Consider the following 20,010-nt stretch of genomic DNA (forward strand, 5'->3'; position numbering starts at 1 on the left):
GAGCTCCGATTGAATATCGAATCTCGATGGCTGCATAGTCTTTTTTTACAGCTGTCCACTTGACGGGGGTAAGACCATATCTGTTTGTCCTTTCCTTTTCATCCAAAACTTCTCTTATAGAGTTTGGAACGTTTCTGTTAATACAGGAACGATTTGTTTTTTACGAGATACAACACCTTTTAAAGTTGCTGTATTGTTTTCTAATGTTACGTTGTATGCTTTTTCAACAACTTGTGTCGCTTTACCGATAGCAAGACCAACAGAATCGTTAGTTAAGATATCAGTCACAACGAATAAGAATAGGTCTAAACCTTTTTCTTCTACTACTGCAGAGATTACTTTTTCTAATTCCGCTTGGTGTACAAGAACGTCGTTTGTATCAACAGCGTTTACTTGTGCGATTTCAACTTTTGCATCGCCCATTTGGAATTCTTTTGCGTCAAGAGAGATTAATTGCTCCATTGTTTTACCGCTTAAATCTGCACCAGCTTTTAACATTTCTAAGCCGTAGCTTTCCGCGTCAACACCAGCGATTTCCGCTAATTCACGAGCTGCAGCTACGTCTTGGTCTGTGCAAGTTGGAGATTTAAATAGTAAAGAATCTGAGATAATTGCAGATAACATTAAACCTGCAACTTCTTTACGAATTGCAACGCCGTTTTCTTTGTACATTTTGTTTAAGATTGTAGCTGTACAACCAACTGGCTCGCAACGGTAGTATAAAGGATCGCTTGTCTCAAAGTTAGCAATACGGTGATGATCGATAACTTCTAACACACGAACAGATTCGATATCGTTAGCACTTTGTTGACGTTCGTTATGGTCAACTAAAATCACGTTGTCCACTTCGTTTGCTACTGTTTCAACAAAACGCGGTCCTTCTACTTTAAAATGATCTAACGCAAATTGAGTTTCACCGCTGATTTCACCTAAACGTACAGGCTCAGCATTCATTCCTAATTCTTTTTTCAGCTCTGCATAAGCAATTGCAGAACAAATTGCATCTGTGTCTGGGTTTTTATGCCCGAAAACTAGTACTTTTTCCATGATTTCCACCTCTTCATGAAAAGGATATCTTAAAGAAGCAAATATGACAATATTTTAAACACATTTTTTATAAATAAAATAAAGGTTCTGCCCTATTTTAAACAAAAAAACATCTTACTTCTCCTATATAAGAGGAAAAAAACATGAAAAGCAGAATAAAATCATAAAAAGTCCATTTATTAAAAGGAGGCTTTCCGTTATGCCTATTATCAAGCTTGAAAATGGTGTGAACTTATACTACGAAGAGCGCGGAGAAGGTACGCCCATTCTTTTTATTCACGGCGTCTGGATGAGCAGCCGTTTTTTTCATAAACAAATCCCTTATTTCAGTGAAAAATATCGTGCGATTTCAATTGACTTACGAAGTCACGGGCGCTCTCCCCATATTGAAACTGGACATACAATTACAAACTATGCCCATGATGTGCATGCTTTTATAGAAAGTTTATCTTTAAAAGATGTTATCTTAGTCGGTTGGTCAATGGGAGCATTTGTTGTATGGGAATATATAAAGCAATTTGGAGAACAAAATATTAAAGGTTCTGTTATTGTTGATGAATTAGCATCAGATTTTAAATGGCCCGATTTCCCTATTGGTGCCTTTGATTTCCCAACACTTATTCATTTCATGAGAGAAGTTCAAACAAATCAAGTTGAGTTTCTAAAGGGTTTTATCCCTCTCATGTTTAAAAATCCCCTTTCTACAGAAGATTCAACTTGGATGCTTGAGGAGGTAACAAAGGTTCCAGCATCTATTGCGAGTGCGATTTTATTCGATCAATCTGTTGTTGATTATCGGAAAGAATTAAATGCAATTACAAAACCAACTTTACTTTGTTTCGGTAGAGAAGAAAAATTAATTCCAGTTGCTGCGGGCGAACATTTACACGCACATATTAATAACTCTCAACTCGTTATTTTCGAAAACAGCTGTCATTGTCCATTTCTAGAAGAAGCTGATCATTTTAACAATGTGCTACATTCTTTTATTCAATCACTGTCATAACGTATTTTTCAAAGGACCTAGTATGTTAAAACTTTAAAACTCATTTTTTAATCAAAACAAAAAGGCCATTTAAAACAATGGCCTTTAAAATTAATTTCTGCACAATTCCTTTTACTCAAAATTTTTATCTTCTATTTTATTAAGTTCGCCCCTTACCCACGATGCTTCTAAAGTATCTTCTAGGAAACGAGAAACCAACTTTAATTCATTTGGATTATATCTATTTAAAAATCGAATAACTTCTCTATTACTTGCATCATGCAACGCCTGGTGTAAGTAAAACAGTTCTTTTCCTAAAGAGGTTGTTTTAAATAAGATTTCCTTTTTATTATTTGAAATCGTTTCTGTCGTGATTAATTTTTTAGTAACTAATCCCTAACGCAATGAGCTGTTTTTCGCGTTTTGTTAATGCACCTTCCTGGAAACAAGCTTGTGTAAATGCATGATATGTTTCTGTGATTTCTGGAATTGGTTTTAAAAATTTTCCAATGCCTTCTTTGTAATGAAGTAATACATCATTTATAAAACCATGTTGTTGATATATTATCGTAAAAGATAGAATTTTCAGTTTTTTTAACCTTAAAAATATATAACGCTACAATTTCACACTATCATCTACTGGTACTTTTCTTCTAGAAATTTCATTTTCACCTTCTTTACACTTTTCTTCCCTAAATACAACACCTTCAAGCCCTACTTTTTTAGGGTCAAATATTGGATCTTTCCCTTCTTTTTTCTGCGTTTCATAATCTTTTAATACTTTTAATGCCGTCTTACTTAACAATAAAATCGCTAAAAGATTCAGCCATGCCATACTGCCTATCCCTAAATCTCCAAGATTCCATAAAAGTGAAGCTGATTCCACACTACCGACGTAAACCATAATTAAAAATCCGAATTTCAAAATCGTTTTTAACCATTTAAATTTCAATTTATGATCCAAGTAAGTAAGTGTAGTTTCGGCAATATAGTAATATGCTAGTAGAGTTGTGAATGCAAAGAAAAAGATTGCGATTGAAATAAATAATGGACCAAAACCTGTCATAACAGTTTCAACTGCTTGTTGTGTGTAAATTGGACCTGCTTCAACATTCCCCATATTTTTCACAATGGCGCTCTTTCCTTCAGGTATGACATTGTACATCCCTGTTATTAAAACCATGAGAGCTGTTGCTGTACATACAACAATTGTATCGATGTAAACCGAAAATGCTTGTACTAACCCTTGTTTAGCAGGATGTGATACTTCAGCAGCTGCAGAGCTATACGTTGCTTCTCCAACACCAGCAACATTTGAAAATACAGCTCGTTTCACTCCCCATGCAATGGCTGCTCCAACAATTCCGCCAAACATTTCATCGATTCCAAATGCACTTGAGAAAATAAGTGTGAACATATTAGGGATTTCCGTTATATTAGCAATTAAAACGATACATGTAACAATTACATAACCAATTGCCATAAACGGTACTAGAGTTTGAGAAACAGCAGCAATTCTCTTTACTCCGCCAAAAATAATCGCTGCCAGCAATACAACTAAAAATACACCAGTCATATATTTACTAATACCAGAAGAATTTTCAAATCCAACCGCAATGCTACTTGATTGAATCCCTGGCAATAAAACGCCGTATGAAATCGTCACGACAACCGCTACAATGACGGCAAACCATTTTATTTTTAAGCCTTTTTCAATAAAATATGGTGTACCACCTCGATATTCATTTCCTACCTTACTTTTATATACTTGAGCAAGCGTTGACTCAACGAATGCACTAGCTGCTCCTAATAGAGCCATCACCCACATCCAAAACACAGCTCCTGGACCACCAAAAGCAATAGCTGTCGCTACACCAGCAATATTTCCAATTCCGACCCGGCCCGATAACGCTAAACAAAATGCTTGAAATGAAGATATCCCAGTCTCTGAGCTCTTTCCTTCAAATAATAGTTTGATCATCTCTTTAAAATACCGAATTTGTAAAAAACGAGTAGCAATTGTGAAATACACGCCTGCTCCTAACGCAAAAATAACTAATCCTATACTCCATACTTCTCCTACTAACCACTCTACTAACTTTTCCATCCCAATCCCCCTCATAATTGTGTGAAAAAGAGTTATTTATTGCGAGCTTAAAAAATAAAACGGACAACCTCACCGTTCATTCAAGTTGTCCGTTCACTCTTCCTATTTGATCATTATTTTATATTAACCCAAACACTCTTTACTTCCGTGTAGTTATCAAGTGCATACGACCCTAATTCGCGCCCAATTCCGGATTGTTTATATCCGCCAAATGGTGCCGCTGCATTTTCTAAATTATAATCGTTAATCCAAACGGTTCCTGCCTTTAATTTATTTGCGACTTGATGTCCAGTTTTAATATTTTGTGTCCATACACCTGCTGCTAATCCGTAAGAAGAGCTATTCGCTCTTTCAATTACTTCCTCAGTCGAATCAAATGGCATAACTACAACGACTGGTCCAAATATTTCTTCCTTTGCGATTGTCATATCATCTGTAACATTTGTAAAAACTGTGGGCTGCACAAAATAACCTTTTTCAAATGCCCGTTCTCCCCCAGCTACAACTGTTGCTCCTTCAGCCATTCCTTGTTCAATATACTTTAGCACACGCTCTTGTTGTTTTTTAGATACGAGCGGGCCCATTTCTGTATCCTTTTCCATACCGGCACCAAGCTTAACTTTATTCGCCATTTCTACAAGTTCATCTACTACTCTTTCATAATGTTTCCGATGAACGAACACACGAGATCCTGCGCTACAGTTTTGACCATGATTATACATAATGCCTTGGAAGGCACCATTAATAGCTTCAGATAAATCGGCATCTTCTAAAATAATATTTGGTGACTTACCTCCAAGTTCTAACGTTACATGTTTAATTGTTTCAGCAGATTGACGCATAATATATTTCCCTGTAACTGTCGAACCTGTGAAAGCTACTTTATTAATATCATGATGGTTTACGATTGCTGCTCCTGCTTCTTGTCCGAAACCTGGAACAAAGTTTACAATACCGTTTGGAAATCCCGCCTCTTTAAAAAGCTTTGCAGCATATAGTAAAGATAACGGTGTTTGCTCTGCTGGTTTTAATACAATCGTACATCCTGTCGCAAGAGCAGCACCCATTTTCCAAGCGGACATAACTAACGGATAATTCCAAGGAATAATTTGACCAACAACCCCAATCGGTTCATGACGTGTATAATTTAAATAATCTTTTGAAATAGGAATTGTTTGTCCTACAATTTTTGTAGTCCAACCAGCATAATACCGGTAATTTTCTACTGTCGCTGGAATATCATCTTCAAGCGCAATTTGATACGGTTTCCCATTATCTAAAGCTTCTAGCTGCGCTAATTCTTCTTTATGTTCTTCAATTAAATCAGCTAATTTATATATAAGATGTGCTCTTTCTGCAGTAGTCATTTCAGACCAAGGGCCCGTTTCAAAAGCTTCTCTTGCAGCTTTCGTCGCTACATCAATATCTTCCGCTTGCGCCTCACTCACTACCGCAAGAACATCCTCTGTAGCCGGATTATATGTTTTAAACGTCTTTCCACTAATAGAAGGCACAAATTCACCATTAATAAACAATTTGATTTCTTCATTTAAAAACGCTTTCACTTTTGATTTTAGCTCCATGTTTGTCGTTAACATATTTTCCCCTCCTCCTTAGTTTAAACAGCTGAATTAGCCGTTATTTGTAATAAAATCTGTTGAAGTTTTTGATCTTCTTCCTGTGTCAATCCTAATCTTGGATAACGAGATGGACCTCCAGTTTGTCCGTGTAACTCCATTGCACGTTTAACAATTTGTACGTATTTACCTGACCCTTCTAGGAATTCACAAAGAGGCAAAATTGTATCATTAATCTCCCATGCATTTTCGAACTCTCCATTTTGAAAATGCTCATACATTTTTGTAACAAGTCCCGGAACGATATTACCCGCCACAGAGACCCATCCAGTAGCACCAACTAAATATGATTCCATAACTAAATCTTCGGATCCGCAAAAGACTTGAAAAGCACTCTCTCCTTGTCTTACTAAATCTCTCACTTTACGAATATCTCCGCTAGATTCTTTAATATGTGTAACATTTTCACATTCTTTTCCTATTCGAAGCATAAGCTCTATACTCATATCAACACCAGAGGTAAACGGGTTATTGTATAACATAATTGGTATATTTACAGCATTTGAGATTTCTTTAAAATGAAAGTAGATTTCTTCTTCTTTCGGTTTACAATAATAAGAGTTAATAATTAATGCACAATCTGCGCCATGAGCTTCTGCATGCTTCGTATATTCAATCGTTTCTTTCGTCGTCTCTGCAGCAGTTCCAACAATTACAGGAATGCGTCCATCAACTTCTTTTAATACCGTTTCCACCATCTTAAATCGTTCTTTTTTTGATAAACTAACAAATTCTCCCGTACTTCCATTAATGATGATGCCGGCAACCTTCTGCTCAATAAAATAGTTTACGTTCTGTTTCACTCCGTTCCAATCAATCTCTTGAAATTCATCCATCGGAGTAATTAATACTGGAAATGCTCCTTTTATACTTTTCATCATATTCTCTCCCTTACATTTCATTTGTTTTTTCCACATACTGTATTAACCGTTATTTTAATAAAAAGCCTACTGGAAATGGATCAGTAGGGTCTAATACAAATGTTTGCATACCTGTAATAAACCCTCTGCTTGTGAAAGTAAATGTATATCCTTTCTCTTCCTTATTCACTTTTTGCACCTTCACAAAACTATTAAAAATACTCTCATTAATAAAAGGTTCTTCCGTACGTACATCACCTATAGAAAGGCTACTTATATACGAAACACTTGTTGATGCGAATCCAGGCGAACGCACAATATAGTCGTCATCCTGAAACGTAATTGTTTTTATACGATTCTCTTTTATGTGGGAAGAATCTACTAAAACGACTCTTTTTATAAGTGGCTGCTTTGGCATGGACTCAAGTATAGCTTTCCCCCAGTTCTTTAATTCAAAAATGTTTTCAATACAAATTTCCAGAGAACATTCCTCTTTCTGAAACACTGCATATACTTGATCAGCTTGTATGAGAGAGTAGTGTATATTTCCAATAGGACTATGTAGTGGTAGATTCTCTTCGATTGAGTAACACACTTTACTTTCTAACGATACAGAAACGACTTCATCCTTTTCTACATGTGCACGGACTAAAAACACACCGCATAGCGTTTCAATTTTGTATTGATTTGAATCGCTTTGTTTTAAGTGTCCACTTTCAAGTAACATAGTTACTACCGCGACAATCCCACCGTAATGAAGAGGAATTGCTCCTTTATGATTAAAAAATAATACAGCTGCATCAACTTCACTATGAATAGAAGGAACGACAACACATCCGTTTAAACCTATGAACCCACGTGGTTCATTTAATAAAAGCTGTATTTCCTCTGCTAATTCACCAGAAATTTGTTCATTTAGTTGTTCCAAACTATGATAGTATTTACACGGTACGTCTTTAATTACACGAAACGCTTCACCAGCTACGTGTACATCTACTGTCATATACATTTTTTGAATCTTCATTTCACTTCCTCCGTTTCATGTTCCATCGGCGGAATTAGCAAAAATCCTTCTTTCAGTGGATCCTCTTCATTGTAAAAAAATCTATGCATTCCCATTAGCCAAGCTGAACCAGTGATCTTTGTTACTACAGCTTCAATGTTCTCCACATATGTTGTATCTATTACACTTCCTTTAAATAACGAGCCAACAATACTTTCATGAACAAATTCTTCTTGCATTGTAATTTTTTTATTAGCGTATAATACAGCTAGCTTCGCAGATGTTCCCGTACCACATGGAGAACGATCAATTCCTCCCGGCGGAACAACAACGGTATTTTTCACATGTGCCGTTTCATGGGTAGGATCTGTGTAAAATTCAATATGTGTTACCCCTTTTATAAATGAATATTGCGGATGAATAACTTCAAATTTTTCATTAATCGTATTTCTTATTCGGATCGCTTTATCAATTATTGTAGAAGCATTTTCTGGCACTAACTCTAGACCAAGCGCTTCCCCATCGATAATGGCATAGAAGTTTCCGCCATATGCGATATCAACATCTACATTTCCAATCCCTTCAACATGGACAGAAATACTCTTTAGTAAAAAAGCTGGTATATTACAAAATGATACTTCTTTTGCTTTACCGTCTTGAACAGAAATATCCACTTCAACAAGACCAGCTGGTGTATCCAATTTCAAAGAAGTTATCGGCTCATATACAGGTATTAAACCTGATTCAACTAAAGCCGTACATACACCGATCGTATCGTGACCACACATCGGTAAATATCCACCTGTCTCTATGTAGATGACACCTATATCCGCTTCTGGATGACACGGATCTGTTAATAACGCCCCAGACATCACATCATGACCGCGCGGTTCATTCATTAACAATTTACGGATCCAGTCGTACTCTTTCTTCATATGAAGCATTTTTTCTGCCATGTTCTCTCCTATTAACTTTGGAAGTCCGCTAATTAACGTCCTCGTAGGATTTCCACCTGTATGCGTATCAATCGTCGTAAAGACTCTTTGTGACCTCATCCGTTTAACACCCTTTCTGTAAAACGATTCAAACGAAGCGGTTCAATCGGAATTGATGTTTCTCTTTCGTTTAAGAGCTCTTCAATAACTTTCCCTGTAACTGCTGCGAGACTAATTCCATCCCCTTCATGTCCTGCAGCGATATAATAGTTTGGAATATGTTCTACTCGTGAAATGATCGGCAAATGATCTTCTGTCCATGGACGCAGGCCAGCGTAAGAACGAATAACCATCATATCTGCCATTTTCGGATAAAAACGAATCGCTCGATTCGCAATACATTTAATTACTTCATTGTTTATCCTCGTATGAAATCCTACAAATTCTCTACTACTACCAATTAAAAAATTTTGACTTTCTGTTGGTTCAAACACGAGAGCTACACCGTATTTTTCAGTCAAAGCATCGACTTTCCGTTTCCCACCAAACTTAGAAATTAAATAACCAAATTCCATTACTTTGCGAGAGCCTACATGTTGTTGCCTTGAAGCTACGATAATATGTCCTTTTCTTGGCTCAATCGGTATAGATAGGTCCAACATTTCTCCAATTTTAGGGGCCCATACTCCCGCTGCGTTCACAATTTGCTTTGCAGTAAACGTTCCATTTGTCGTTTCTACAATAAAGGAACCATCTATGGCTCTCCTCATTTCTTTTACTTCTGTATGCTTAAAAGATTTTGCCCCCAATTTTTCCGCTTCTGCAAGAAGTGAAAAAGCAAGGAGATACGGATTTACAGTCGAATCTGTTGCACATTCTAAACCACCTAATAAATCATCAGCGAAAAACGGTGATTCTTCTCTTATGTCTTGTCTATCAAGCATCCGAAACGGTAAGCCAGCTTCTTTTTGACGATTCACCCATTTTTGAGCTGCCTCCATTTCCTCCTCTGACTCACAGACAAGAATACTTCCTGGCGCTCGGTATTCAAACGAATGTTCCAATTCTTCACTTAATTCCGTTACTAATTTTTGACTTACTAGCGACATCTGACTATCAAATCCTGGGTCTTTATCAATGGCTAAAATGTTGCCGTCACACCGTGAAGACGTGCCACTGACAAATTCCCCCTTGTCAATGATTGTTACGTCTCTTCCATATTTTGAAGTGTAATAAGCAATAGAACAGCCAATAATTCCACCGCCTAGTATTAAAACGTCACAGTGTCTCATGCAGCCCCCTCCTTTCTTTCAAATCTCTCATCCTCTATTTATGCAATTGGTATGCCAACTCAAAATATATTTATTTTCATATGTGAGAAAAATAGATGTAAAAATATTTTGAATTTAACAGAAATAAGTGTATTATTTTTTTATCAGTGTCTAAAATTTTTCACACTACAGGAGGATAATATGGCATTTTCATTCCCATCAATAAAAGAACTTATAAAATATTTTTCAACAAATCATACATTCGACATAAGTCCCATCAAACGAAAAAATGGCGAATTTTATTACCTTACTGCACATACGAAAGAATTACTTTGTACAACTTTATATGAAGAAGACTCCTTCTCTAATTTAATCAAAGCATTTTCTAATCATTTTGCAGTCGTTATTCTCAATAAAATACAAGATCCAACACACTGTATAACTGTTACCCAAATGGTCCCTTTTCTCTATAATTCTTACAATCAATTACAGGCATTTTACAATACCGTTCTTCAAACGACAGATTCTTCAGTTACTGTTATCGACGATAATGAACGTGTTCGTACATGGACAGATGGAGCCGAAAAAATATTTTCAGTAAAACATGGAGACATTATCGGACAACCTATTACTCATTTTTTTGATTATAAAGATCTAGAAATTTTACAATCATTACATAAAGGAAAACGTATAGTAGCTCAGTATCATCAACCTCGCTCCGATCTATTTGTATTAATTAATTCAAATCCTGTTTATTGCGACAACAAAATTATCGGTGCAGTCGTTTCTGAAACGGATGTTACAAGTCAGGTTGTACTAAATGAAAAGTTATTTAATATGTCACATGAAGTGCACCGCTTAGAACAAGAAGTAGCAAAATATAAAGACACATCCGATCCCTTTCATTCCATGAAAGGAAAGAGTGCTGTCATACAGAGAACGATCCAATTGGCTAGAAAAGTTTGCTCTGTTAAATCGACCGTTTTAATACTAGGAGAAAGCGGTGTCGGAAAAGAAGTATTTGCGAAAGCAATTCATGAAGCAAGTGAGAAAGAAAATGCCCCTTTCATTTCGATTAACTGTGGTGCAATTCCAGAAGCATTATTTGAAAGTGAATTATTCGGCTATGAGCGCGGAGCTTTTTCTGGAGCGAATAGTAAAGGAAAGAAAGGCAAAATAGAACTTGCACAAGGTGGCACTTTATTTCTCGATGAAATAGGCGAAATGCCACTCGATATGCAAGTTAAGCTTTTGCGTGTACTGCAAGAACGAAAATATTATCGTGTCGGTGGAGAAAAAGAAATTAATATTGATTTTCGTGTTATTGCAGCTACAAATCGCGATTTACAAGAAGAGATGGAAAAAGGAACATTTCGTGAAGATTTATATTATCGCTTAAATGTAGTTAGCTTACACATTCCACCATTACGTGAAAGACGAGAAGACATTATAGAATTAACCTATTCTTTTTTAAACGACTTTTCAATAAATTACAAAAGGCCAATTCATGATTTCCCCCCAGAAATTATGCACGAACTCCTTCATTACGATTGGCGGGGGAATATTCGCGAGCTGCGCAACGTTATAGAAAGACTCGTCGTATTTGCAACGGACGGCATTATAAAGCAAGAATATTTACCCTTTCATACAAACAGTACTCCAGAGGAAATAGCATCTCATTATTCATTAGTCAGTAACAACAACACGATTTTTTCCTTACAAGAAGAGATGGATCAACACGAGAAAAAAGTGATCAAAAGAGCTTTACGAATTTTAAATGGTAATAAATTAGAATGTGCGAAACAACTTGGTGTAACAAGAGCTACTTTATACAACCGCTTAAAAAGACTCGGGTTACAATAAAACCTCCCCTCCTCTATATTGGCATACCTTTTGCATTATAATTTTTGTAAACCGAACTAGAGGAGGAATATACATGTCTAATAAAGAGAATTTAATTATTTGTCGTTGTGAAGAAGTTACATACGGACAACTTCAATCGACAATTACTGCATATAATTGCTCGGCTCGGGAGCTAAAACTAAGAACACGTGCTGGGATGGGCTTTTGCGGGGGGCGTACATGTAGAACGACAATAGATCGAATGATAGAAATTGCAAATCCTGGAACATCACCTCATGAGATTCCATTAAAATATCAACCACCAATACGCTCAGTAACTTTTGGAGCGGTAGGTGAAAAGCAATGAATAGAATTTTACATCATCCTATTTTAGGAAACTTAGACGATAGAAAACGTATTTCATTTCAATTTAACGATAAAGAATACGAAGCATATGAAAATGAAACGATTGCTGCTGCCCTTCTTGCAAATGGAATTAGAACGTTACGCGTTCATGAAGATAGTGGTACACCTAGAGGAATTTACTGTAACATTGGACATTGTTCTGAATGCCGCGTAACAGTTAATAATCAAATGAACGTCCGAGCGTGCTTAACTGTTGTAGAAAACGAAATGGTTGTTGAAAGTGGGAAACAGCATCCAAATATTATTAGAAAGATGGTGGAAAAGCGATGATGGATGTAATTGTAATTGGCGCGGGACCAGCAGGATTAGCTGGTGCAATTGCTTGCGCTAGTTCTGGACTTAACGTACTTGTTATTGATGAATTTATGAAGCCTGGCGGACGATTGTTAGGACAATTACATCAAGAACCAACTGGAGAATGGTGGAACGGAATAAAAGAATCCGAACGCCTTCATCAAGATGCAAAAGCACTCTCAATAGATATTCGATGCGGTGTGTCAGTATACAATTTAGAAAAAGACGAAAACATTTGGTATGTACATACAAGCATAGGTACAATTGAAGCCCCCTTTGTACTACTTGCTACCGGGGCTGCTGAATACTCTATCCCACTTCCTGGCTGGACTCTTCCAGGAGTCATGTCAATTGGCGCTGCTCAAGTTATGACAAATGTTCATAGAGTCCAAGTTGGGAAAAAAGGAATTATTATCGGAGCCAATATTTTATCATTTGCAATTTTAAATGAATTACAACTAGCTGGTATTACTGTTGATCATATCGTACTCCCTGAAAAGGGTGACCTTAGCCAAAAAGCTGGTGAACCAGAGGGAATTTTAAAGTCACTATTAAACGCTGCCCACCTTGCCCCATCAGCTTTACTACGCATCGGAAGTCGCTTTATGAAACATGATTGGATTCGAAAAGCTGGTTTAACCTTTTATCCGAATAACGGTATAAAAATAAATGGTACACCACTCCACCTTCGCAAAGCTGCAATTGAAATTATCGGAACGGATAAAGTAGAGGGTGTTCGTGTTGCTAACATTGATTCGAAAGGAAATATTATAAAAGGATCAGAAGAAATATATGAAGCAGACTTTGTTTGTATCGCAGGAGGATTATATCCACTTGCAGAGCTCGCTGCCGTAGCAGGATGCCCATTCCATTACATTCCTGAACTGGGTGGACATGTCCCATTCCATTCAGAGACAATGGAAACCCCTCTTCACGGATTATTTGTAGCTGGAAATATTACTGGAATTGAAAGTGGGAAAATTGCTATGGCGCAAGGAACTGTTGCCGGTCTTTCAATTGTTAAGCATGCTTGTACAGAATTAAACTCAGTCGGACAACAATTACAGCAAGCTATCCAAAATGTCCAGGCTGTCCGCGAACAAGCTGCAATTCAATTTAACCCAATGGTTACCGCTGGTAGACGTAAAATGAATGAACTTTGGAGTCATTTTTGTTTAAATCAGGATGATCAAAATCCGCCTCAAGAAGTTATATAATTCATTGCCTAGAGAATAGTGCCCAGCTTAGCTGGGCACACAAATGAAGAAGCAAAGGTATTCACCCTTACTTAACTACTAGGTTCATTATTTCATTAAAAATGTGCATACTAAAAGGAGCTGTTGAAATTAATCTCAACAGCTCCTTTTGACTACTCATCCGAGTTATTTAAATTCGCCAATGCGAAAATACCTTCTTCATCATCTAACTCAAGCTGTAACCTTGCCGCAAACGGATTGACATTGTATTCCCTATCAAGCCATAAGCGAAGTGCTTCAATTAAGTTTGCTTGAATTAAAATTTGCCTGCGACCATTTACTTCTACTTCAGCAGAAAAACCATAGTCATCATCATACATTAGTTCAACTAAAACTGCTTCTGGGCCAACTTGTCGCTTTTCTGCAATATACACACATAGTACGTTTATCAGCTCTTGTTCAGAAATTTTTATCGTTTCCATACTGCTTCTTCTGCCTGTTTCTTACGTTGATTTTTGAAATATTTAAATGCTCGAATCGCTAACATTACGATACCAGCCATTACTAGCATATTTACCATGAACGCTAATACAGAACCAAGTGCTCCCATGTTTGCAAATAAACTTCCCATTAGTAGACCACCAAGACCACCTAGTAATAAACCTTTCATAAAGCTCCCTTTATTACTCTTCGGTGCTGTGTTTGATGCTTTTGTTTTTGTATCAGGGTTTGTTTTCTGTGCATTCACATTAGAATCTTTTTTGTTTAAATCAACTTTTGATTTTTGTCCTGAACTTGGTGTAAATGATTTTTGACCTGACTTGTAACTTTTCGCTGCCGCATGATCTACGAAAACAAAGCTACTAGCCCCAAAAACAACCATTAATGCAGTCATTACTGTAACGATTTTTTTCAACATATTATATCCATTCTCCTTTTACTATAGATATATGTGAAATCTATCTTTCTTTAAAATAAGAATGATAGATTTATTTTAAAGTTAAACAAAAAGTTCTTATGAACCTATTATATGAACTTTTTCTATAATAAGCAAGTATTATTTATTTAACTTTATTAACAATTTATAAAATGACAGGAAAAATAATGAAAAACAGAATTGACTTTACAAGCAACAAAACATATTATAAGTTCATAAGAACTTTTATAATTTTGGAGGTGAAAAGATGGAAACATTTCATCTCACACGAAACGAAATGGCAATGCTCCTTCTTTCTCTTAGAGGATGGAATGCAAAAAAGCCTCTCGTTATTTTACAAGAAGCTTGGGCAAAGTCACATAAAAAAGATATTGAATGTGGACAAAGTGTTACAGCTTTTATTACAACCGCTCTTTCACCTATTTTTGAAAAGCTCATTAAAATTGAAGATACAGATATTGGCTTTTCTTTAAATGAGATCGTTGCGCTTGGTAATCAAATTGAAAATACCAGTTTTTCTGTAACAGCTATGCAAAACTGGGTAAAACGAGATATAAAAGAAATGATTGGTTCACCACAAAAAGGAAAAAAATATTCTATCGAACAAGCAGCTTTATTATTCATTGTTGAAGATTTAAAAACAGCACTTGATTTTGAATCCATTCGTAAGCTGTTAAGACTCATCGTAAATGATCCAGCAGATCGAAGTGATGATTTAATCAATCCTGTTCATTTATACGTCGCTTATTCTTCTTTATTTGAGGAATTGAATCAAGGTGGTTGTTTACAATTAAACGCGACTGATACCATTCGTACAATTGAAAATATTGTAAAAGAAAAAGCAGATAAAATCGCAAGTCAGTTTGATCAAATCAACAATGAGCAACGAGAAGCCATTCGTAATGCGATTATTATCGCAACACTTTCTGTACATACGGCATATGTACAAATGTTAGCGAAACGCTATGTTTCTGCAACATTATTTTTACAAAATTTAGATGTAAAGCCATAAAAAAAGAGGAGCGCAAAGCGCTCCTCTTTTTTAGAACTTTTGTATTACAAGTAATACACACACTCTCTCCGCAATAAATGAACTACATCTTGAATATACTTTGAAGTCTTTAAAATATCATCAAAATAATAGTTTCTCTTCATAAAAACATTAAGATTCTTATTCTCAGTTAAAATTCCAAATACGCACCTTTCTTTATAGGTCACAAAATCTTCTTTCATCTCTCCTTCCCACTTTAAATTTTGAAAGGGAAGAAGAGATAATTGTACTAATTCTGCCATTTCAACAATTTTCAAAGTAGTAAAATACTGTATTTCATCTAATATTACTTCATTAATTAAGCAAAGAAAATCTCCCACTGTTCGCTCTTCTTCTCTCTTTTAAAAGAAACTTTGTAATACTAGGGCTATGAACTGAAGTTTTTTCTTCTTTTATCTACTAAAAAAAACAGCTCACTTACAAGATGAGAAATTTCTAATATACTTTTCATTCTATCTCCATCAAACTTTCACACGGCCCTAATTTCTACGCTTTACTATAAGTAATACAAACACAAAGGAGATGGTGAAGCTAAAATAAAATTTCAAATTTGTACGTTATGATCGTTATGCAAATCTCATTTTTTCCAGTTATGAAAGAAACACAACTATATGGCAGGAGGTGAGAATGTGAAGAAACAAAAAAAGAAGCGTACAAAATTCCGTTGGCTTATATGGGTAAGTATTATTGCTTTCTCCCTTTTGGCAGTATTTTTAGGAACCCGCGGATTGCAGATGGAAAGATGGCATCATGCAAAACGTGAGGCCTTTGCTGAGGAATATAGGGGACAAGCTTCTTACCTTAAAGATGAAAGACATCATCTCAAACAAGAGAATTTCGAAAACGAGAAGCCTTTTCAACATTATGAAAAGCATCATAAAGAAAAATTTGATGGGAGTTTCCTTATTCTTTTCACAATTGAGTTAAGCTCCATTCTTTTAGGATGGTTTATCCTCAAAAAGGCAGAAGGTCAAATAATAAGAAAATGGATTGGTATCCTTCTTATTATCATTGGTATATTACCATTGATCCCTCTTTTCGTTGTCGTGGTATTTCCAATTTGGCTTTATAAAAAAAGAAAACAAAACTCACTCCATTCTACAACTGACTATACAGTAGACAGCTATATAGTCATATCAAATAATAAAACGGATATTCTTGATCAATGGGAAAAACAAATTCGTAAAGAGGAGAAATAAAAATGAGTATTTTTAGAAGAATTAAAAACATTGTAACCGCTGATGTCCATGCAGCTTTAAATAAACTAGAAAACCCGATAAGTATGTTAAAACAATACATACGAGAAACGGAGCAACAAGTGGTAAAAGCACAACAAGCTTTATCTCAGCAGCTATTTCTAGAAAAAAATATGAATCTCTTATTACAGGAACAGAGGCTGTTATTGCAAAAAGATTTCGTCAGGCTGAGCTTGCGGTGTCTCGCAATGAAGATGATATGGCACAATTAGCACTTCAAGAAAAAATTGCACATGAGAAAAAACTAGAAATGTATCATGAACAGTACAATGTAGTAAAACAACAAACTTCAGTCCTATATGAGCAAATTGATAAACTACAAAAAGAATACCAAGAATTACAATATAAAGAACTCGTACTTGTTTCCAGATTACATGTAGCACGTACAATGAAAGAAAACAATGAAACTCTTGCATCTTTTCATACAGAAAATGAAGTGAAAGGCTTCGCAAGAGTAGAAAGTTATATTCAAAAAATAGAAGCTGAGGCCTCAGCAAGTAACTACTTTAATCAAATAAAGCCTATTTCTTATACAGACGATACGGAGATTGAACTAAAAGAAGCAGTACAAAAAGAATTAGAAAAATTAAAAGTAAGGAAGTAAAGACTATTCGCTCGTTTCATTTTTTGAGACGAGCGAACAATTATTTATGAAATTAATCTTTTAAAATAAAATTCCACACCTATTCTTTTATAATTTCCCGTATACTAAAAATGTAAGGAATATTTTTTTCTCTTACTCTAAAAAAATTTCATATAGAAGGTGCAACATGTTAGGTAGTTTTATTCATTCTGTATTACTATTTTTAGAAGGACTAGGTTATTGGGGCATAATGTTTGGACTCATGATTGAGATTATTCCAAGTGAAATCGTTCTCGCTTATGCAGGTTATTTAGTATCTTCAGGAAACATCTCATTTATAGGCGCCATTGTATTTGGTACTATTGGTGGTGTTATCGCACAAATCTTTATTTATTGGATTGGGCGTTACGGAGGAAGACCTGTACTAGAGCGTTATGGCAAGTACATTTTCATTCATAAAAAACAAATCGATTCTGCAGAAGCATGGTTTAATCGTTATGGAACCGGTGTTATTTTCACAGCACGCTTCATTCCAGTCGTTCGTCATGCCATTTCAATCCCTGCCGGCATTACAAAAATGTCACCTATCCGATTTATTACCCTTACAGCGCTTGCGATTATCCCGTGGTCAATCATCTTTATCTATTTAGGTGAAAAGCTAGGAGAAAATTGGGGCAATATCGATGAAGTTGCTCGGCCGTATGTAACATCGTTTGCAATTGGCGGAGTAATACTAATTGTTTTGTATTTCACTTTAAAAATATGGCTAAAGAAACGAAGAAAACTTGTTTAAATGAATCATTCGAGATAATGAATTTGAAATAAAACGCCATACATTCAATTAGATGTATGGCGTTTTATTTCATTTTTCTTTTATTCTTACTTTTATAATTTGATATGCTTATCTTCTAAAAAATCCAGAATTTCTTCTTTATGCTTTAAATCATGTTGAACAAGACCCAAGAAATAATCATTTAATTTCATACTTTCTTTCCCAAATTGATAATAAGTATTAAAATCCTCCTATGTAAAATTAACTGGATAAGCAACCATTCCTTCTCTAAGTTTGTATATTATCTTAAAAGGAGGGATATACACATGCATTGGCAACAAAAAGTACAATATTTAATTGGTCAGCCCGTTGGTGTTTCTCTCGTAAATGGTCAGGGTACATCTGGAGTTTTATGCGGTGTGCATGGTGGACATATTTATTTGTATGAATACTTGTATCAAGCGCAATTCGCAATGAAACATTATGACTTTAGGCAAATTCAAGATATACATCCATTTCCTAATTGTCCACATCAGAATCCTTTGTATTAAAAAACAGGAGCAGCTTAAAAAGCCGTTCCTGTTTTTGGTTTAATCTTAAAATTTATTTCCCTGCATGAAATTGTTGTAATGCTTCATCCACATATACCCAGCCTTTCCATCCTAAATGAATGGTATCTTTTAGAAAGTATTTGTCATATTCATGACTAGTAAAATCTGCAACTGGAAATCCAGCTTTCTCAACTTGTTCTCGAACTTTCTTATAATAAACATCACGACGTTCTTTTGGGAACCCTGCGTAATCATACCAAGGTCCATTTACAGGAACAGAAATGAAAAGCGGTTTCACTTTCTTTTGCTTAAAAATATCTAAAATAATTTGTAAATCTTCATATTCTGGCGATTCATCATAAGATTCTTTTGCCTTATATCCTTTTAATCCATGTAATTTCTTTTGAAATTTGTTTTTATAGTAATATGGATTTTCAATTCCAAATGTATTTGATGTAGACTCTACTTTCCCAACCTGTTCAGCATGCCTTCTTGTTTCTTCCCAGGAAAGTGAACGTAATTCCATATTTCTGTGTTCTTTTTTTGACTTTATATTGAATATAGATGTCACTAAATCTTTATGATCCGCAATGTTTCGGTTTATATAGGCAATCGGCTTCAATACTCCCGCTTTTATCTTATGAGTTGTATCATTATATACAATGCCTTCTAGTGAGCTTTTTAATATAAAATCTTTGCGGACAACATTAAAATCTAGCAACCGCTTCGCAATTTTCTTTTTCATTTCAGGTTTTATTTGATCATTAAAAATAAAATGATATGTTTGCTGTTTAGAAAAGTTACTACTAAAGTTCCCTTCATTTACCCCCTGCTTGGTAAACCATTGTGGTGAAAGAATAAATACTACTTTTTTTCCTTCTAATTGATCCATTGTGGAAGTCACATTTAAAATATGAGCAAGACTCTGCGTTCCGCCAGTTCCTATTAGAAACGGTGTAAATCCTTCGGGTTTTACTTTAAAATAGTTAGACGGATGATATGCATCCATTCGGGAAAATTCAGATGAACCGTACATCGGCAAATAATTCAAATTCTCCAACATTTTTTGTTGTAAAAAAACACCTTGTAATTTTTCTTTTTGTAATGAAGTCGCCGCATCTTCTACCTTTTCATTACTAATAAGTGAAACTAGATATTTAGATGGAATAAGCAATATAACGATAAAGATTATACATGCTAAAATGATTGGGCCAAAAGCATGCTTCATCTTCATTTGTTTACCCACCTTACACTAGA

Annotated in this window: 20 protein-coding genes and 2 pseudogenes; 10 read left to right on the top strand and 12 right to left on the bottom strand. The window is 35.4% G+C overall.

Translation table 11 applies throughout. The annotated features are described in order from the left end of the window. Window positions 1-114: 114 nt before the first annotated feature. Entirely contained in the window at window positions 115-1,047 is a 933-nt protein-coding gene (gene ppaC / locus JDS96_RS23665; RefSeq protein ID WP_018765661.1) for a manganese-dependent inorganic pyrophosphatase, read from the bottom strand. Between the two features lie 199 nt (window positions 1,048-1,246). Here ppaC and JDS96_RS23670 point away from each other — a divergent pair, with 199 nt between their 5' ends. Next, window positions 1,247-2,053, top strand: coding sequence for an alpha/beta fold hydrolase (locus JDS96_RS23670; protein WP_003198091.1), 807 nt, complete (start codon window positions 1,247-1,249; stop codon window positions 2,051-2,053). A 367-nt stretch (window positions 2,054-2,420) separates the two neighbouring features. Here JDS96_RS23670 and JDS96_RS23675 read toward each other — a convergent pair. The 7 genes and pseudogenes from JDS96_RS23675 to JDS96_RS23705 form a co-directional block, all read right to left on the bottom strand. Continuing rightward, window positions 2,421-2,600: pseudogene (locus tag JDS96_RS23675) on the bottom strand (carboxymuconolactone decarboxylase family protein); the annotation flags it as partial. Between the two features lie 48 nt (window positions 2,601-2,648). Next, window positions 2,649-4,139 carry an alanine/glycine:cation symporter family protein gene (locus JDS96_RS23680; protein WP_199668210.1) on the bottom strand — a complete coding sequence of 497 codons (1,491 nt, stop codon included), beginning with the start codon at window positions 4,137-4,139 and terminating at the stop codon, window positions 2,649-2,651. Between the two features lie 113 nt (window positions 4,140-4,252). Continuing rightward, window positions 4,253-5,737 carry an aldehyde dehydrogenase family protein gene (locus tag JDS96_RS23685; protein WP_199668211.1) on the bottom strand — a complete coding sequence of 495 codons (1,485 nt, stop codon included), beginning with the start codon at window positions 5,735-5,737 and terminating at the stop codon, window positions 4,253-4,255. A 20-nt stretch (window positions 5,738-5,757) separates the two neighbouring features. Then, on the bottom strand, window positions 5,758-6,654 hold the full coding sequence (gene dapA, locus JDS96_RS23690) for a 4-hydroxy-tetrahydrodipicolinate synthase (protein ID WP_033796206.1): 897 nt from the start codon (window positions 6,652-6,654) through the stop codon (window positions 5,758-5,760). A 52-nt stretch (window positions 6,655-6,706) separates the two neighbouring features. Then, window positions 6,707-7,660, bottom strand: coding sequence for a proline racemase family protein (locus tag JDS96_RS23695; protein ID WP_199668212.1), 954 nt, complete (start codon window positions 7,658-7,660; stop codon window positions 6,707-6,709). Beyond that, a complete protein-coding gene (locus tag JDS96_RS23700; protein ID WP_199668213.1) occupies window positions 7,657-8,694 on the bottom strand; it encodes a proline racemase family protein in 1,038 nt (345 codons plus the stop codon). Before JDS96_RS23700 ends, JDS96_RS23695 begins: the two co-directional genes overlap by 4 nt. Further along, entirely contained in the window at window positions 8,691-9,866 is a 1,176-nt protein-coding gene (locus tag JDS96_RS23705) for an NAD(P)/FAD-dependent oxidoreductase (protein WP_033796203.1), read from the bottom strand. Before JDS96_RS23705 ends, JDS96_RS23700 begins: the two co-directional genes overlap by 4 nt. Before the next feature lie 180 nt (window positions 9,867-10,046). On the opposite strand from JDS96_RS23705, the gene JDS96_RS23710 reads away from it, so the two are divergent. The 4 genes from JDS96_RS23710 (at window position 10,047) to JDS96_RS23725 (ending at window position 13,624) form a co-directional block, all read left to right on the top strand. Beyond that, on the top strand, window positions 10,047-11,708 hold the full coding sequence (locus JDS96_RS23710) for a sigma-54 interaction domain-containing protein (protein WP_199668214.1): 1,662 nt from the start codon (window positions 10,047-10,049) through the stop codon (window positions 11,706-11,708). A 73-nt stretch (window positions 11,709-11,781) separates the two neighbouring features. Next, the gene (locus JDS96_RS23715; protein ID WP_199668215.1) at window positions 11,782-12,054 is read left to right on the top strand and encodes a (2Fe-2S)-binding protein; all 273 of its coding nucleotides are present in this window, start codon (window positions 11,782-11,784) and stop codon (window positions 12,052-12,054) included. Next, a complete protein-coding gene (locus JDS96_RS23720) occupies window positions 12,051-12,383 on the top strand; it encodes a (2Fe-2S)-binding protein (RefSeq protein ID WP_018765670.1) in 333 nt (110 codons plus the stop codon). Before JDS96_RS23715 ends, JDS96_RS23720 begins: the two co-directional genes overlap by 4 nt. Next, on the top strand, window positions 12,380-13,624 hold the full coding sequence (locus JDS96_RS23725; protein WP_199668216.1) for an NAD(P)/FAD-dependent oxidoreductase: 1,245 nt from the start codon (window positions 12,380-12,382) through the stop codon (window positions 13,622-13,624). The genes JDS96_RS23720 and JDS96_RS23725 overlap by 4 nt, the downstream gene beginning before the upstream one ends. A gap of 152 nt (window positions 13,625-13,776) precedes the next feature. Here the strand turns inward: JDS96_RS23725 and JDS96_RS23730 are convergent, their stop codons facing one another. Next, entirely contained in the window at window positions 13,777-14,085 is a 309-nt protein-coding gene (locus JDS96_RS23730; RefSeq protein WP_199668217.1) for a YxcD family protein, read from the bottom strand. Then, window positions 14,073-14,522: a hypothetical protein gene (locus tag JDS96_RS23735; protein WP_003198066.1), complete on the bottom strand. Its 450-nt coding sequence runs from the start codon at window positions 14,520-14,522 to the stop codon at window positions 14,073-14,075. The genes JDS96_RS23730 and JDS96_RS23735 overlap by 13 nt, the downstream gene beginning before the upstream one ends. A gap of 265 nt (window positions 14,523-14,787) precedes the next feature. Between JDS96_RS23735 and JDS96_RS23740 the strand changes: the two genes are divergently transcribed. Continuing rightward, window positions 14,788-15,552 carry a DUF1836 domain-containing protein gene (locus tag JDS96_RS23740; protein WP_006095061.1) on the top strand — a complete coding sequence of 255 codons (765 nt, stop codon included), beginning with the start codon at window positions 14,788-14,790 and terminating at the stop codon, window positions 15,550-15,552. A 44-nt stretch (window positions 15,553-15,596) separates the two neighbouring features. Here the strand turns inward: JDS96_RS23740 and JDS96_RS23745 are convergent, their stop codons facing one another. Beyond that, the gene (locus tag JDS96_RS23745; protein WP_199668218.1) at window positions 15,597-15,911 is read right to left on the bottom strand and encodes a hypothetical protein; all 315 of its coding nucleotides are present in this window, start codon (window positions 15,909-15,911) and stop codon (window positions 15,597-15,599) included. A 309-nt stretch (window positions 15,912-16,220) separates the two neighbouring features. Between JDS96_RS23745 and JDS96_RS23750 the strand changes: the two genes are divergently transcribed. From JDS96_RS23750 to JDS96_RS23765, 4 genes and pseudogenes are all read left to right on the top strand, one after another. Beyond that, a complete protein-coding gene (locus tag JDS96_RS23750) occupies window positions 16,221-16,790 on the top strand; it encodes a hypothetical protein (protein WP_307838205.1) in 570 nt (189 codons plus the stop codon). A gap of 2 nt (window positions 16,791-16,792) precedes the next feature. After that, window positions 16,793-17,451: pseudogene (locus JDS96_RS23755) on the top strand (PspA/IM30 family protein). Between the two features lie 166 nt (window positions 17,452-17,617). Continuing rightward, window positions 17,618-18,223, top strand: a complete 606-nt coding sequence (gene uptA / locus JDS96_RS23760) for an undecaprenyl phosphate transporter UptA (RefSeq protein ID WP_199668220.1) — start codon at window positions 17,618-17,620, stop codon at window positions 18,221-18,223. 305 nt (window positions 18,224-18,528) lie between these two features. Next, window positions 18,529-18,753: a hypothetical protein gene (locus tag JDS96_RS23765; protein ID WP_006095066.1), complete on the top strand. Its 225-nt coding sequence runs from the start codon at window positions 18,529-18,531 to the stop codon at window positions 18,751-18,753. 52 nt (window positions 18,754-18,805) lie between these two features. Here the strand turns inward: JDS96_RS23765 and dltD are convergent, their stop codons facing one another. Next, entirely contained in the window at window positions 18,806-19,987 is a 1,182-nt protein-coding gene (gene dltD, locus JDS96_RS23770; protein WP_199668221.1) for a D-alanyl-lipoteichoic acid biosynthesis protein DltD, read from the bottom strand. Window positions 19,988-20,010 lie beyond the last annotated feature (23 nt).

The organism is Bacillus cereus group sp. N21 (assembly GCF_016483395.1).
Lineage (GTDB): Bacteria > Bacillota > Bacilli > Bacillales > Bacillaceae_G > Bacillus_A > Bacillus_A pseudomycoides.